Origin of the sequence: Actinomadura soli, assembly GCF_005889715.1 — a bacterium.
Taxonomy (GTDB): Bacteria; Actinomycetota; Actinomycetes; order Streptosporangiales; family Streptosporangiaceae; genus Spirillospora; species Spirillospora soli.
Window position 1 is genome coordinate 13,199 of the sequence record NZ_VCKW01000108.1, and the last position, 14,853, is coordinate 28,051.

Annotated in this window: 12 protein-coding genes; 5 read left to right on the forward strand and 7 right to left on the reverse strand. The window is 71.8% G+C overall.

Annotated elements, in window-relative coordinates; genetic code table 11:
• Positions 1–136: 136 nt before the first annotated feature.
• Positions 137–967: a transporter substrate-binding domain-containing protein gene (locus ETD83_RS21260; protein WP_171064356.1), complete on the forward strand. Its 831-nt coding sequence runs from the start codon at positions 137–139 to the stop codon at positions 965–967.
• 45 nt (positions 968–1,012) lie between these two features.
• On the opposite strand, the gene ETD83_RS21265 is transcribed toward ETD83_RS21260, so the two are convergent.
• The 3 genes from ETD83_RS21265 to ETD83_RS21275 all read right to left on the reverse strand — a co-directional run bounded on the left by ETD83_RS21265 (position 1,013) and on the right by ETD83_RS21275 (position 6,426).
• Complete coding sequence (locus ETD83_RS21265; RefSeq protein WP_138646892.1) at positions 1,013–1,531, reverse strand: hypothetical protein; 519 nt, start codon at positions 1,529–1,531, stop codon at positions 1,013–1,015.
• Positions 1,528–2,688 (reverse strand): protein kinase domain-containing protein, encoded by a 1,161-nt coding sequence (locus ETD83_RS21270; protein WP_171064357.1) that lies wholly within the window; start codon positions 2,686–2,688, stop codon positions 1,528–1,530. The genes ETD83_RS21265 and ETD83_RS21270 overlap by 4 nt, the downstream gene beginning before the upstream one ends.
• Before the next feature lie 231 nt (positions 2,689–2,919).
• On the reverse strand, positions 2,920–6,426 hold the full coding sequence (locus tag ETD83_RS21275; protein ID WP_138646894.1) for an indolepyruvate ferredoxin oxidoreductase family protein: 3,507 nt from the start codon (positions 6,424–6,426) through the stop codon (positions 2,920–2,922).
• 103 nt (positions 6,427–6,529) lie between these two features.
• Between ETD83_RS21275 and ETD83_RS21280 the strand changes: the two genes are divergently transcribed.
• From ETD83_RS21280 to ETD83_RS21295, 4 genes are read left to right on the forward strand one after another with little or no spacing between them, the layout of a single operon-like run.
• A complete protein-coding gene (locus tag ETD83_RS21280) occupies positions 6,530–7,033 on the forward strand; it encodes an Lrp/AsnC family transcriptional regulator (RefSeq protein WP_138646895.1) in 504 nt (167 codons plus the stop codon).
• A 41-nt stretch (positions 7,034–7,074) separates the two neighbouring features.
• Positions 7,075–7,794, forward strand: a complete 720-nt coding sequence (locus ETD83_RS21285; RefSeq protein WP_138646896.1) for a helix-turn-helix domain-containing protein — start codon at positions 7,075–7,077, stop codon at positions 7,792–7,794.
• A gap of 58 nt (positions 7,795–7,852) precedes the next feature.
• Entirely contained in the window at positions 7,853–8,668 is an 816-nt protein-coding gene (locus tag ETD83_RS21290; protein ID WP_138646897.1) for an alpha/beta fold hydrolase, read from the forward strand.
• Position 8,669: 1 nt separating this feature from the next.
• Positions 8,670–9,233, forward strand: coding sequence for a dihydrofolate reductase family protein (locus ETD83_RS21295; protein WP_138646898.1), 564 nt, complete (start codon positions 8,670–8,672; stop codon positions 9,231–9,233).
• 46 nt (positions 9,234–9,279) lie between these two features.
• On the opposite strand, the gene ETD83_RS21300 is transcribed toward ETD83_RS21295, so the two are convergent.
• The 4 genes from ETD83_RS21300 to ETD83_RS21315 form a co-directional block, all read right to left on the reverse strand.
• Complete coding sequence (locus ETD83_RS21300; protein WP_138646899.1) at positions 9,280–10,593, reverse strand: HNH endonuclease signature motif containing protein; 1,314 nt, start codon at positions 10,591–10,593, stop codon at positions 9,280–9,282.
• 136 nt (positions 10,594–10,729) lie between these two features.
• Positions 10,730–11,413, reverse strand: a complete 684-nt coding sequence (locus ETD83_RS21305) for a hypothetical protein (RefSeq protein ID WP_138646900.1) — start codon at positions 11,411–11,413, stop codon at positions 10,730–10,732.
• Positions 11,398–12,480, reverse strand: a complete 1,083-nt coding sequence (locus ETD83_RS21310) for an acetate/propionate family kinase (RefSeq protein WP_329602927.1) — start codon at positions 12,478–12,480, stop codon at positions 11,398–11,400. Before ETD83_RS21310 ends, ETD83_RS21305 begins: the two co-directional genes overlap by 16 nt.
• Positions 12,468–14,810, reverse strand: coding sequence for a phosphoketolase family protein (locus tag ETD83_RS21315; protein ID WP_138646902.1), 2,343 nt, complete (start codon positions 14,808–14,810; stop codon positions 12,468–12,470). The genes ETD83_RS21310 and ETD83_RS21315 overlap by 13 nt, the downstream gene beginning before the upstream one ends.
• Positions 14,811–14,853 lie beyond the last annotated feature (43 nt).

Sequence of the window (14,853 nt, forward strand, 5' to 3'; positions counted from 1 at the left end):
CCATGAGCGAACGCCCAGCATTCCGGTGCAGCGATCGTACTTCACCCCGAGCATCCGGGCAGGTGGACCGGCATCTCGCGCGAAGCGGGCCGCACCGGGAGCTGACCGGCGCGGTCATGGCGTTTATGGTTACGCCGTGAAGGATTCCGTGAAATGGTCCGCCCTCCGGATTCTGGCCGCGGTCGTCCTCGTGGGCGGGTTGCTGCCGGCGTGCGGGCAGCGCGGCGACGCGTCGCTCCTCGACAAGGAGACGCTGGTGGTCGGGGTGCGGGCGGACCTGCCCGGACTCGGCCTGCGACGCCCGGACGGCCGGTTCGAGGGCTTCGACATCGACGTCGCGCGGTATGTGGCGGACCGGCTCGGCAAGAAGGTCCGGTTCGTCCCGGCGCTGGCGTCCGAGCGGATCACGATCCTGACCTCGGGCCGCGCCGACATGGTCCTCGCGACGCTGTCGGTCACACCGGAGCGCAAGACGCAGATCGCGTACGCGGGGCCGTACTACATGTCGAACCAGGACGTCCTGGTGCGCTCGGACGAGCGCGGCGTCAAAGGCGTGCGGGACCTGAAGGGACGCAGGTTCTGCGCGGTCGAGGGAGCCGATCCGACGAAGCGGCTCCTGGCGATCAACGGGATGACCGCGCGGATCGTCCCGGCCAAGGACTACGACGCGTGCATGGCCATGATCAAGGACCGCCAGGTGGACGCCATCACCACGAACGACGTGATCCTGGCCGGGCTCATCCGGCGGGAGGGCGGCGGGTTCCGGCTGGTGAACGCGCGGATCAGCGAGCAGAACACCGGGATCGGGATCCAGCAGGGCGACCCGGACGGATGCGAGGCGCTCAACCGCGCCATCACCCGGATGTACCAGGACGGGACGGCCGCCAAGCTGATGCACAAATGGTTCGACGGCAGCGGGATGGACCTGTCGATCATCGAGATCCCCCAGTTCGAGGGCTGCGTCTGACCCGGGCGGTCTTCCCGGGCCGTCCCGCCGGGCCGTCCCGCCGCTTCAGGAGGCGCGGTCGAGGATGAGGTGCAGCTCGTCGGCGCGGTGTCCCGCGATCGCGCCCTCCCGCGTCCGGACGGCGATCCTCTGGTGCAGGAAGGTGACGTCCGCACGGCGGTGGCCGGGCGGCGACCAGAGACGGTCGAGGATCCGCTCGATCGCGGCGGTGAGGTCGAGCCCGGCGTCGCCGCGGACGTCGCCCGCCTCGACGCCCTGGTCCACCGAGAGCCGGAGCCTGACCAGCGCGTCGTGCATGCGCGTCTCGGGAGACTCCGGAGGCCCGGCCTCCGCGTGTCCGACCCGGCCCGCCGGCGGGGTGGCCGGGGGAGACGCGGCCTGCAGCGGGAGCAGGCGGCCGGGCGGGCCGTCGCCGTCGAGCGTGTCGCCGATCCCGAGCACGATGGCGGACGCGGCGGCGATCGTGGCGGCGACGCTCGCGAGCGCGAGCCACGGCACCCGGAACTCGTGGACCTGGTGGACCGGCTGCGGCTCCTCGCGCGGCCGTTCGTGCGCGGCCATCATGCCTGGACCGTCGCGAGGACGCGGGTCAGCTCGGCGGCGACGTCCCTGGACAGGGTGCGCTCCCGCTGCCGCGCGACGATCTCGTCCCGCAGCAGGGCGATCCGCCGGTTCACGGCGCGCCGCCTCCCGGCGCGGTCCCGGCCGGAGGCGAGGGCGTTCTCCAGGTTCGTGATCCGGTCGTTGAGGTCGATGGCGACGTCGGATCGGATCTCGCCGGAGGTGTAGCCGCGGCTCACGATCGGGCGCAGCCGCCCGGCGGCGTCGGCCACCTCGCTCACCCCTGGTTCGCGCGGCGGCACGATGACGGGGGCGCGCGGCGCCGACATCAGGATCGCGACGGCGGCGGTGACGGGAATGGCGACCACGAGCGCGATCGCCGCGAGGCGGACGCCCGCCGAGCGGTGCCGCGGCGTGGGTAGGCGGAACGCTTTCGTCCGGTGATCGTGGAACGGCTGCGTCGCGTATGCCGGGTCGGCGTTCGCCGGGCCCTTCCTTGGCGCGAACACCGCGTTCGCCGGGCCGCCGTCGTCCCGGCCGAGGAGTCCGGCGATCTCCGCCGCGAACGGCCCGTCCACGGCCGTCGCGCCGAGGCAGCGCGCGGCGATGGAGGCCGCGTCCCCGGACGTCCCGGCGGGCAGGCAGGCGGAGATGAGGACGCCGAGGGCGCGCACGTCGCCCGCTTCCACGGCGACGTTCACGGCCTTTGCGGCGGCCTTCCTGCGCCCGGACGCCTCGCGGGCACCGCGGACGATGCCGCCGATCCCGGTATCGAGGACCTTGACGTCGCCCCCGGCGAGCATGACCTTGCCCGGACTCAGATCGCCGTGCGTCACTCCGGCCTTGTGAGCGGCGTCCAGCGCGGCGGCGATCCGCGCGCAGACGCCGATCGTCTCGGACACGGTGAGCGGGCCTTGGCGCAGCCGGTCGGCGAGCGTCTCGCCGTCCAGGAACTCGGTCACGACATAGGACACCGGACGTCCGGACGCGTCGCGGGTCTGGTCGCTGTCGTAGACCGTCTCCAGCGCGGGATGCGAGAGACCGGCGGCCCGGTTGACGCCCTCCTGGAACGCGCGGCGCAGATCGGCACGCGCGGACGCCAGCAGTTTCACCGCTACGGGACGCCCGAGCAGCTCGTCCCAGGCCCGCCAGACCTCCATGACCCCGCGCGCGCGAGCCTTGCCAGCACGAGCGGCTCTGCTGGTGGGAGAGCCGAGATGCTCCACGAGGCGGTAACGCTCCGCCAGCCGCAAGCCCGATTTCACTCGAACCAACCCTTGTCGCGCATCCAGGCCGGGCGCGGACCCCGGCATGTCAGCTGGTACGGGCCGTCCGGCGGACGGGTTCGACCGGGTGGCGGAACGCGGCGCGGGAACGCCGACCGGACGTGGTCAGACGGCCGCCGGGGAGAGTTCCGCGCGCCAGGCGGTCAGGAGTTCGCGCAGGCGCTCCTCGTAGCGGACGATGTTCGCGGTCTTGACGTCCTCGTAGCCGCGGACCATGTCGGGCAGCTCCGCGATCTGCACCGCGAGGTCGAGCCTCGCCTGCCCGGCGCCGCCGTCCAGACCGGCGACCAGCTCGTTCACGACGGCCACGTAGCCGGTGACGAGGCGGCGCTCGGCGCGGCGCTGCGCCGCCATCCCGAACGGGTCGAAGGGGGTGCCGCGCAGCCGCCGCATCGCGCGCAGCGCGTGGAACGCGGGCCGGGCCGTCCGGCCGAGCGCGATCTTCCTGTCCAGCCCGATCGCGCGGAGCAGCGGCGGGTGCAGCATGTACCGGACGGAAGCCCCCGCCCCGAACCGCTCCTCCACCCGGCGGCCCAGTTCGGGGTCGAGGTGCAGGCGGGCCACCTCGTACTCGTCCTTGTAGGCCATCAGCTTGTACAGGTTGCGCGCGACGGCGACCGCGAGCCGCCGCCCACCGGCACCGGCCGCGCGCTCGCCCTCGGCGGCGGCGACGCGCATGACGGCGTCCAGGTACCGCTTGGCGAGCGCGAGGTCCTGGTACGCGGCGAGGTCGGGGACGCGCAGCCGCAGCACACGGGCCAGCTCGCCGTCCGCGCCGGACGCGTCGACCAGGCTCATCGCGGCCGCCGCGGTGCCGTCCAGCGGACGCGGCGCCGGAGCCGAAGACGACGGCTCCGATCCCGCCGCGGCCCACGCCGGTTCGAGGACGAGGCGCCGACCGGCGCGGAACGCCTGGACGTTCGCCGCCACCTGGACGCCGTTCAGCGCGAGCGCCTCCTCGATCGCGTCCGCCGACAACGGCAGCAGCCCCGACTGGTACGCGGCGCCGACCACGACGAAGTTGGCCGTGGTCGTGCTCCCGAACCAGCGTTCCGCGAGGCCGAGGGCGTCGAGCGCGAGGAGGCGGTCCGCGTCCGTCCGGCCGGCGATCCGCTGCACGAGCGACGCGCTCGGCGGCAGCGACGCCGCCGTGTCCGTGATCATCCGTCCGGTGGGGACCTCGCTGGTCGACACGACCGCGGCGGTGCGGCCGGGCGCGCAGCGGCGCAGGTTCGTCTCGGACGTCCCCGCCAGCGCGTCGAACACGAGGTAGGCGTCGGTGCCGCCCGCGCCGACCATGCCCGGACGGTCCCGGTGGGCGTCGCCGATCCGCAGGTGCGACACCACCGCGCCCGCCTTCTGGCTCAGCCCGGTCTGGTCGAGCGCGCGGGCGTGCCGCCCGTCGAGGAGCGCCGCCATGGCCAGGACCTGGTTGACCGTCACGACGCCGGTCCCGCCGATGCCGACGAGCAGGACGTCCGCCGACAGCGGCCGGGCGTCAGGCTCGGCCAGCGCGCCGATCTCGGGCAGCGCCGTGTGCGCCTTCCGCTCGCCCGGGGTCACGGTGACGAACGAGGGGCAGTCGCCGTCCACGCACGAGTAGTCCTTGTTGCAGGACGTCTGGTTGATCTGCGTCTTGCGTCCGAACTCCGTCTCGACCGGCTCCACGCTCAGGCAGTTCGACTTCACGCCGCAGTCGCCGCAGCCCTCGCACACCGCCTCGTTGATCAGGACGCGGGTCCGCGGATCCGGGACGAGCCCGCGCTTGCGCTTGCGCCGCGTCTCCGCCGCGCACGCCTGGTCGTACAGCAGCACGGTCACGCCGGGCACCTCGCGCAGGTCCCGCTGGACGGCGTCGAGGTCGTCACGGTGCCGGACCCGGACGCCGGGCGCCCAGTCCGTGGCGCGCGGGTAGCGGGACGGGTCGTCCGCCACCACCACGATCTTCGCGACGCCCTCGGCGTGCAGCATCCGGGTGATCGCCGCCGGGTCGGAGCCGCCGTCGGCGTCCTGCCCGCCCGTCATCGCCACGGCCGCGTTGTAGAGGAGCTTGAAGGTGATGTTGGTGCCTGCGGCGACGGCCTGCCGGACCGCGAGGCTCCCCGAGTGGAAGAACGTCCCGTCCCCGAGGTTCTGGAACATGTGCCCCGTGTCGCTGAACGGCGCGGCCCCGACCCACATCGCGCCCTCGCCGCCCATCTGCGTCGTGCCGATGCTGCGGTCGGTGAACACGGTCATGACATGGCAGCCGATGCCGCTCGCCGCGACCGACCCGTCCGGGACGACCGTGGACCGGTTGTGCGGGCACCCCGAACAGAAGAAGGGCGTGCGCGCGGGCGCGAGCAGGTTCACCGCCGGTTTGCGGGGACGCAGCACCGGGTCGCGCAGATCCACATGCTCCTCTCCCACACGATCGGCGAGGAACCGGGCCAGCGCCTTGGTGATCCTGTCGGCGTCGAGGCCCCAGTCCAGCGGTAGGAGACCGGCGCCGTCCGGCCCGCTCTTGCCGTACACGGCCGGACGCTCCGCCGCCGCGTACAGGACGTCCCTGATCTGCGTCTCGATGAACGCCCGCTTCTCCTCCACCACGACGATCTCGCGGAGCCCGCGCGCGAACTCCCGCACCCGCCCGGCGTCCAGCGGGTAGACCATCGCGAGCCGCAGAAGGCGGACGCCCCGCCTGGCCAGCGCGGCGTCGTCCAGTCCCAGCCGGTCGAGCGCCTCGCGCAGCTCCAGATAGGTCCGCCCGGCGGCGACCAGCCCGAGGGCCGCGTCACCGTCAGCGCCCTCGACCCGATCCAGCCCGTTCGCCGAGACGTACGCCGCCGCGGCCTGCAGCCGCCCCTCCAGGACTTCCGCCTCCAGCGAGGTCGTGTCCTTCAGGTCGACGCCCGGCCTGCGGGTCGGCTTCCACGGACGGCCGCGCCAGCCGAACTCGGGCAGCACCGGGTCGGGCACGGGCTCCGCGTCCACGGTCTCGTGCGAGTCGGCGACGTCGGTCACGACCTTGAAGCCCGTCCAGGCGCCGGAGAACCGCGACATCTCGAAGCCGTGCCGGCCGAGGCGGAGCACGTCCCCGACCGACGCGGGCACGAGCACCGGCATGAACGCCTCCGCGAGCGCCCCCTCCGTGGCCGACGGCAGCGTCGACGACTTGGCGGAGGGGTCGTCCCCCACCACCGCGAGCACCCCGCCGCGCTCGGACGTGCCGAGCCAGTTCGCGTGCTTGAACGCGTCCAGCGACCGGTCGACGCCCGGCGCCTTCCCGTACCAGAGCCCGAAGACGCCCTCATAGCGCGGCCCCGGCAGATGATCCACGAGCTGCGACCCGTAGACCGCCGTCGCCGCCAGCTCCTCGTTCACCCCGGGCACGAACCGGATGCCGTTGCCGTCCAGCAGGCGCGCGTCCCGCATGAGCTGCTGGTCGAGCCCGCCGAGCGGCGACCCCCGGTACCCGGACACGAACCCGGCGGTCTGCCAGCCGCGCCGCGCGTCCGCGCGCCGCTGGTCGAGCAGCAGCCGGACGAGCGCGTGGACGCCGCCGATCGCGATCCGGCCCCGCTCCAGCTCCAGCCAGGCGCGGATCGGAGAAGGAGAAGCGGTGGTGCTCATGCCTGCATTGAGCCCGCCCCGCTGAGCGGTGTGCAAGATGAGAGCGTGACAATTGAGCGGATTGCTCAATAATGGACCGATACACCTGCCGGAGCTGAGCATTGTGACCCGCACCACTACCCTCCTCGACCTGCGGATACTCCGCCGCCTGGTCGAGCAGCCGCGCATCGGCGTCACCGAGCTCGCCGCCAAGCTGGGCATCGCCCGCAACACCGCCCACGCCCGCGTCGAGCGCCTCGAACGCGAGGGCGTCATCGGGCACCGCGGCCGTGAGGTCGATCTCGGCGCCATCGGCTTCGAGCTGACCGCGTTCGTCACCCTCGAGGTCGCCCAGGGCCGCCTCCGCGAGGCCGCCGCCGCACTGGCCGCGATCCCGCGCGTCCTGGAGGTCCTCGGCATCACCGGCCAGGGCGACCTCCTGGTCCGCGCGGTCGCCCCGAACGGCAAGCAGCTCCACGAGGTGATCGACTCGATCCTCGCCTGCCCCGGCGTCCGCCGCAGCATCACCTCGATCGTCCTCACCCACCAGGTCCCGTTCCGCATCGGCCCGCTCCTGGAGGACGAGGAGAACCGCGCCCGCGCCGAAGATCGCGGACCGGCCCGCTGAAGACCGCTCGATAGTCTCAGCGCGAGACGGAGGGGCGCCGTATGCCGATCGAAAGCGACCACCGCGGTTCCGATTCGCCGTACATCGCGCGCGTCTGGCGCGGCCGGACGAGCGGGCAGGAGAGCCTGACCTCGGTCGCGACGTCGAACTGGGAGCTCGTCTTCTGGGAGTTCGAGGGCGCCGTCCACGCCGCCCTCCGGGGCCCGGAGACGATCGCGTCGACGGCGCGGATCGCCGGTGACTCGGAGGCGTTCGGGATCACGTTCGCGCACGGGACGTCGATGCCGCACCTGCCGATCGCCCGGCTCGTCGACGCCGAGGTGGAGAGCCCGTACGCCGACGGACGCAGGTTCGTCCTGCGGGGCGAGGAATGGGAGATCCCCGGCTTCGAGAGCGCGGAGGATTTCGTCGACAAGCTCGTGCGCGCGGACGTGCTCACCCGCGACCCGCTTGTGGACGAGGTCGTGTGGGGCGGCATCGCCAAGGTCGGAGCCCGTTCCGTGCAGCGGCGCGTCGTCACCGCGACGGGCCTGACCCAAGGCGCGATCCGGCAGATCGACCGTGCCCGCCACGCCGCCGTGCTCCTCGGCGAGGGCGCACCGGCCCTGGACGTCGTCCACCGGCTCGGCTACTACGACCAGCCGCATCTGGCGCGGTCGCTGCAGCGGTTCATCGGCCGGACGGCGACGCGGCTGCGGCGCCGCGACGGCGACGAGCCCCTGTCGCTCCTGTACAAGATCGAGGGCGACGAGCGCTTCTAGGGTCGGTGCCGTCGCGTCGATCGCGGCGCGGCACCGACCGAAAGAAGGGTGTGACCCCATGTCCCAGGGCACCGTCACCTCGGCCGACGGCACCGCCATCGCCTACACCACGTGGGGCGGCGGCGAACCGATCGTCATCATCGACGGCGCGACCGCCCACCGCGCCACGACCCCCGAGAACGCCCAGACCGCGGAACTCCTGGCCGGCGAGTTCCAGGTGATCAACTACGACCGCCGAGGCCGCGGCGAGAGCGGGGACACCGCCCCCTACGCGGTCGAGCGCGAGATCGAGGACCTCGCCGCGATCATCGAGCAGGCGGGCGGCGGCCGTCCGGCGACGGTGTTCGGCTGGTCGTCCGGGGCGCTCCTCGCCCTCCACGCGGCGCAGGCCGGTGCCCCCATCGCACGCCTGGCCCTGTGGGAGCCGCCGGTCGTCGTAGACGACGTCCGCCCTCCACTTCCTTCCGACTACGTCGAGCGGCTCGACGCGGCCGTCGCCGAAGGCCGTCCCGGGGACGCCGTGGCCCTGTTCATGACGGCCACCGCGGGAGTGCCCGAAGAAGCCGTCGCCGAAATGCGCGAGAGCGACTTCTGGCCGGGACTCGAAGCGATCGCGCCGACGATCGCCTACGACGGCCGGATCGTCGGAGACACCATGTCCGGCAAGCCGCTCCGCACCGCCCTGTGGGACAAGGTCCGCGTGCCCGTCCTCGTGCTCCACGGCGACGACACCTGGCCCGCCCTCGCCGCCGGTGCGAAAGCGGTGGCCGACCACCTGCCGACCGCCACGCTGAAAGCGATCCCGGGCGAGAACCACAGCACGACCGCGGACGTCCTCGCGCCCGCGCTGGGCGAATTCACCAAGGGAGCCTGACATGGGAAAGATCGTCGTGACCGAGTTCATTTCCCTGGACGGCGTCGTCGAGGCGCCCGGCGGCGAAGACTTCAAGTACCCGAACTGGAGCTTCGACTTCGACCGCGGCCCGGACGGCGAGCAGTTCAAGACCGACGAGGCGCTCGCGTCCGCGGCGCTGCTGCTGGGACGCGCCACCTACGAGGGCTTCGCCTCCGCCTGGCCGCAGTACGAAGGCGAGCTCGCGGACAAGTACAACGGCATGCCGAAATACGTCGTCTCCGGCACGCTCACCGACCCCGAATGGCGGAACACGACAGTGCTCTCCGGCGACCTCACCGAGGAGGTCACCCGGCTGAGACAGGACGTCGAAGGCGAGATTTCCGTGCCCGGCAGCATCCGGCTCGTCCAGGGCCTGCTCGCGCACGATCTGGTCGACGAGATCCGCCTCATGTGGTTCCCCGTGATCCTCGGCCACGGCCGCAAACTCTGGACGGAGACCCCCGACAAGACCACCTGGTCCCTGACCGAGTCGAAGACGTACGGCGACGGCATCCTGGTCACCACCCACCAACGCGCCCGTTGAACGACGCTGCGCCAGGCCAGAGAGATCACGACCTACGGCCGGACGCTTACGCCGCCGTCTGTGTAGGACGGGGTGCTCTCGGCTGGGCGGGCTCGCCGGTTCGCCGTTGCGGGAACTCACGAGGCCAGGGAGGCGGGCGGCCGATGGCCGTGACGGGCCGCCGGTCGGGTGGAGGCCGAAGCCGGTAGGTGTAGCGCCCGTTCACGGGATCTCGATCGATCTGGATCTGGTCGGGGTGGCTGTGCTTGAAGCGGTTGTGCCAGCCGCAGGTCAGGACGAGCTGGTCGATGTCGGTCGGGCTCCTGCCCAGAGCCCAGCCGTGTACGTGGTCGACTTCGCACAACGTCCCGGGCACCTCGCAGCCCTGCACGGCGCAGGTGGGGTACATGGTCTGCAGGACGCGGCGTTGTGCGCCGGTGGCGATCCGGACGGTGTGGCCGAGGTAGAGCGGGTGCTGGCCGGGCCCCAGCAGCAAGGGGGACAGGCCCGCGTTGAGCGCGATGCGGCGGACCTGCTCGGCTGGGATCGGGGTGCCGTCGGTGAGGCGTGCCGGGGTGGTTCCGCCGGTGAGGGTGTCCAGGTCGCAGATGACGGTGACGCGGGTGGCCTTGTGCCCACCGGCCAGGACCGAGGTCAGCGCGGCCGCCGTCCGTTCGGACAGGTCTCGGCGGTCGTCGGCTCCCGCAGGCTTGGCGAGTGGTGCGAGGGTGCCGTCCCAGATAGCGGCGTCTTCGGCGTTGAGCCAGCCCTTGACGTAGCGGCCGCCGTCCAGGGACCGGGTGGAGTCGATCCAGGACCGCTCGTATCCGCGCTTGACGTCGCCGTCGGGTGTCTCGATGCCGTCCCGCTCGGCGATCACATCGCGGATGCGCTTGCCGAACGCGGCGACCTTCCCGGCCGAGCAGTCCTGGTCGGCCAGGCCGAGCAGGATTTCCTCGGCCGCCTGGCAGTCCTCGTCGTCGAGGCGGGCGACCGCGCCCGCGATCGTGGCGGCGTATCCGAACGAGAGGTCACCGACCGCCCACCGCTCTGTCACCTCAGCGAGGCGGTCACGCTGCCGGGCCAGGGTGAGACGTTCCTTGGCGCGGCTGTCACGCATACCGAGTTGATGACGGAGCCAGGCTTGAGTGGACGGGTAACCCCACCGCTTCACCTCCCCGGCCCGGTCGACCACGCCCACCATTCCGGCCAGGGCGGCTTCAAGCTGGTCGGTGGCGGCAGCAAGGGTTTCAGAGAGCTCCTTGCACAAGCCCGCCGAATCCGGCACAGCACGCTGCGCAAGCTCAGAAGCGATCACTGAAAGAACGTCCACCATTTCACCGGTAGACGCCCCACCCAAATCAACAGTGATCGAACTCATGTTCTAATCCTACCACATCAAAACCCAACCCACGCACCAAAAACGCACGAATCAAAAGGCCACACTATTATCACCGCTAGGCTGCCGACTTTGAGAATTTCGAGATTATTGACCGATATGTGGCCATTCTGAATCCCTACTTCGTGGCTGGGCGGTGGGGGCGGCGCGACCGGGCGGGGCAGGCGGAGCCTGCCCGACGCAACCGGCCCCGTACGCTGCGCCGCCCCCGCCGCCCGAAGAACGCCGCGGAACAGAACTGCGGGGCCCGGGCCTGGACGGTCAGGAGCGCGGGCCCGCCCTCGTAGGACAGGACTTCCCTGCTCTGCCCGACGCACTCGGTCTCCAGCCGCCGGGCCTGCCCGATGGGCAGGATCCGGATCGACCAGCGCCGGTCGAGATCGGCTTTCACCAGCAGGTAAGTCGGATCGGGAGTGAGGTAATGACGCTCGTGGTGATCCTCATAGGTGGAGGCCAGGTTCCCGAGGGTCTCCACCCGGTCCGCCGTCCGGACCACCTCCTTCACCATGAACGCGGAGCTGCCGGTGGTGGTCACCTCCACAAGGGCCGGACGTCCGGGTTCCGGGCGGTCGATCACGAATTCCCGGGTGCCCTGGCCGACCGTGAGGAAGCGTTCCCCAGTCGCCCCGGGCACGGAAACGGGGGTGCCGCTCGCGGCCGGATACGCAGTGGCTGGGAGTGCGTCGATCGGTACGGGACGTCCGTGGACCCGGGCGTCGAGCCGGATCAGCTCGGCCCGGCCGGCCTGCAGAGCAGCGAGCGCGTCCGCGTCGGTCCCGGCGGCGCTCAGGATTTCGCGCACGCCTTCCTGACTCCGGTCGCGATCTCCAGGTCTTCGCGGGCGGTTACGACGAGGGTGCGGACGGGGGCGTCGGCGGACGTGATGTCGGTGTCGCCGGCTGCGGCGGCGTTGCGGTCTGGGTCCATGGAGACGCCCAGGTAGGAGAGGTCTTCGGCCAGGCGCATGCGGACGGACGGGTCGTGCTCGCCGACGCCGCCCGTGAACACGAGCGCGTCCAGGCCGCCCAGCGAGGCGGTCATGGCGGCGGCGCAGGCGCGGAGGCGGTGGTGGTAGGCGTCCAGGGCGGCGAGGGCGTTCGCGTCGCGTTGCTCGGCGAGTTCGCGGACGCGGCGCATGTCGCCGGTGCCGGTGAGGCCGCGCAGGCCGGAGTCGCGTTCCAGGGCGGTGTTGACATCTTCAACAGAGAGGCCGTGTTTGATCAGCCACAGCGGGATGCCCGGGTCGATGCTGCCCGCGCGGGACGCCATGATCAGCCCTTCGAGCGGCGTGAAGCCCATGGTCGTGTCGACGGAGCGGCCTTCGGCGACGGCGCAGAGGGATGCGCCCGAGCCGAGATGGCAGACGACCATCCGGGGTGGGATGGCGCCGAGCAGTTCGGCTGTGCGCCGGACGGCGTAGGAGAACGACAGGCCGTGGAAGCCGAAGCGGCGCAACCCGAACCGTTCGCGCCATTCGGCGGGCAGCGCGTAGGTGGCGGCGGCGTCCGGGAGGGTGGCGTGGAACGCGGTGTCGAAGCAGGCGACGGCCGGGACACCGGGCAGGGCGGAGGCGATCTCCGACAGGGCGTGCAGGGACGCGGGCTGGTGCAGCGGGGCCAGATCGGCGAGGTCGTGCAGGTGCTTGGTGACCGCGGCGTCGATAAGCGTCGGTTCCGTGTAGCCGGTGCCGCCGTGGACGAACCGGACGCCGATCGCGTCCGGTTCGGCGGGCATCCCGGCGACGATCCCGGCGCTCTCGTGGCCGGGGGCGGAGTCTTCGGCGAGGAGGGTGTCGTCCGGGTCGAGCAGGCTCACCTTCAGGCTGCTCGAACCCGGGTTCACGGTCAGGACGCGCATCAGTACGGCCACGTCCAGTCGCGGATCTCCGGTGCGTCCTGGCCGTGTTCGCGCGTGTAGGCGCGGAGGGCCAGGCGGCGGTCGGCCATGCGCTGCCGGATGTGGGCCACGCGTCCGCCGAGGGACGGGACGCGGTCGATGACGTCCATCACGAGGTGGAAGCGGTCCAGGTCGTTCAGCATGACCATGTCGAACGGCGTGGTGGTCGTCCCCTCCTCCTTGTAACCGCGGACGTGCAGGTTGGGATGCCCGGCGCGGCGGTAGGTGAGCCGGTGGACGAGGTACGGGTAGCCGTGGAAGGCGAAGATGACGGGCTTGTCGGTGGTGAACAGCGCGTCGTAATCGCGGTCGGGCAGGCCGTGCGGGTGCTCGCTGGACGGCTGCAGCCGCATGAGGTCCACGACGTTCACGACCCTGACGCGCAGCTCGGGGAAGAGCTGGCGGAGCTGGTCCACGGCGGCGAGCGTTTCGAGGGTCGGGACGTCTCCGGCGCAGGCGAGGACGACGTCCGGGTCGGCGCCGCCGTCGCTGGACGCCCATTCCCAGATGCCGATGCCGCGGGTGCTGTGGGCGACGGCCGCGTCCATCGGCAGCCAGTTCAGCGCGGGCTGCTTCCCGGCCACGATCACGTTGACGTAGTCGCGGGACCGCAGGCAGTGGTCGCCGACCGACAGCAGCGTGTTCGCGTCCGGCGGCAGGTACACCCGGACGATCTCCGGCTTCTTGTTCATGACGACGTCGAGGAAGCCGGGGTCCTGGTGGGTGAAGCCGTTGTGGTCCTGCCGCCACACGTGCGAGGAGAGCAGGTAGTTGAGGGACGCGATCGGGCGGCGCCACGCCAGGTGCCGGGTGACCTTCAGCCATTTGGCGTGCTGGTTGAACATCGCGTCGACGATGTGGACGAACGCCTCGTAGCTGTTGAACAGGCCGTGCCGTCCGGTGAGGAGGTAGCCCTCCAGCCAGCCCTGGCACAGGTGCTCGCTCAGCACCTCCATCACCTGCCCGGACGGCCCCTGGTGCTCGTCGGTCGGGAGCCGTTCGCCCTGGAAGACGCGGTCGGTCGCGTCGAACACCGCCCCGAGCCGGTTGGACGCGGTCTCGTCCGCGCCCATGATGCGGAAGTTGGACGGGTTGGCCTTCACGACGTCGCGCAGGAACGTCCCGAGCGCGCGGGTCGGCTCGGACGACGTCGTGCCGGGCCTGCCGACCGGGACGGCGTAGTCGCGGAAGTCGGGCAGGCGCAGCGGTTTCAGCAGCAGCCCGCCGTTGGCGTGCGGGTTGGCGCTCATCCGCCGGTCGCCTTCGGGCGCCAGCGCTCGCAGGGGCGCGACGGGGGCTCCGCCGTCGTCGAACAGCGTGTCGGGGCGGTACGAGCGCAGCCATTCCTCAAGCTGCGCCAGATGCTCGGGGTTGTCGCGCACACCGGCGAGCGGGACCTGGTGGGAGCGCCACGTGTTCTCGACCGGCTGTCCGTCCACTTCCTTCGGTCCCGTCCAGCCCTTGGGCGAGCGCAGGACGATGACGGGCCACCGGCGGCGTTCGGAGACGCGTCCCTCGCGGGCGTTGCGCTGGATGTCGGTGATCTCGTTCAGGGCCTGGTCGAGCGCGGCGGCCATCTTCCGGTGCATGGACGCCGGCTCGTCGCCGCTCACGAGGAAGGGCTGGTATCCGTAGCCGTCGAGGAGCTGGACGAGTTCCTCTTCGGGGATCCGCGCCAGCACCGCCGGGTTCGCGATCTTGTAGCCGTTGAGGTGCAGGATCGGGAGGACGGCGCCGTCCTTCACCGGGTCCAGGAACTTGTCGGAATGCCAGCTCGCCGCCAGCGGACCGGTCTCCGCCTCGCCGTCGCCGACGATGCACGCGACGACGAGGTCCGGATTGTCGAACGCCGCGCCGTACGCGTGCGCGAGCGAGTAGCCGAGCTCGCCGCCCTCGTGGATCGAACCCGGCGTCTCCGGGGCCACATGGCTGGGGATGCCGCCGGGGAACGAGAACTGCCGGAACAGCCTGCGCATGCCTGCGGCGTCCAGGGACACGTCCGGGTACACCTCGCTGTAGGTGCCCTCCAGCCAGGCGTTCGCGACGGCCGCCGGGCCGCCGTGCCCCGGCCCCATGATGTAGATCATGTCGAGGTCGCGCGCCTTGATCGCCCGGTTGAGGTGCGCGTAGCAGAAGTTCAGGCCGGGCGAGGTGCCCCAGTGGCCGAGCAGCCGCGGTTTGATGTGCTCCGGCCGCAGCGGCTCCCGCAGCAGCGGGTTGTCCAGCAGGTAGATCTGCCCGACGGACAGGTAGTTGGCCGCGCTCCAGTACGCGTCGATCCGCCGGACCTCGTCGTCGGCCAGGCCGGTGGAGTGGCTCGCGTGGGAGTGGGGCGCGGGCGAGGGG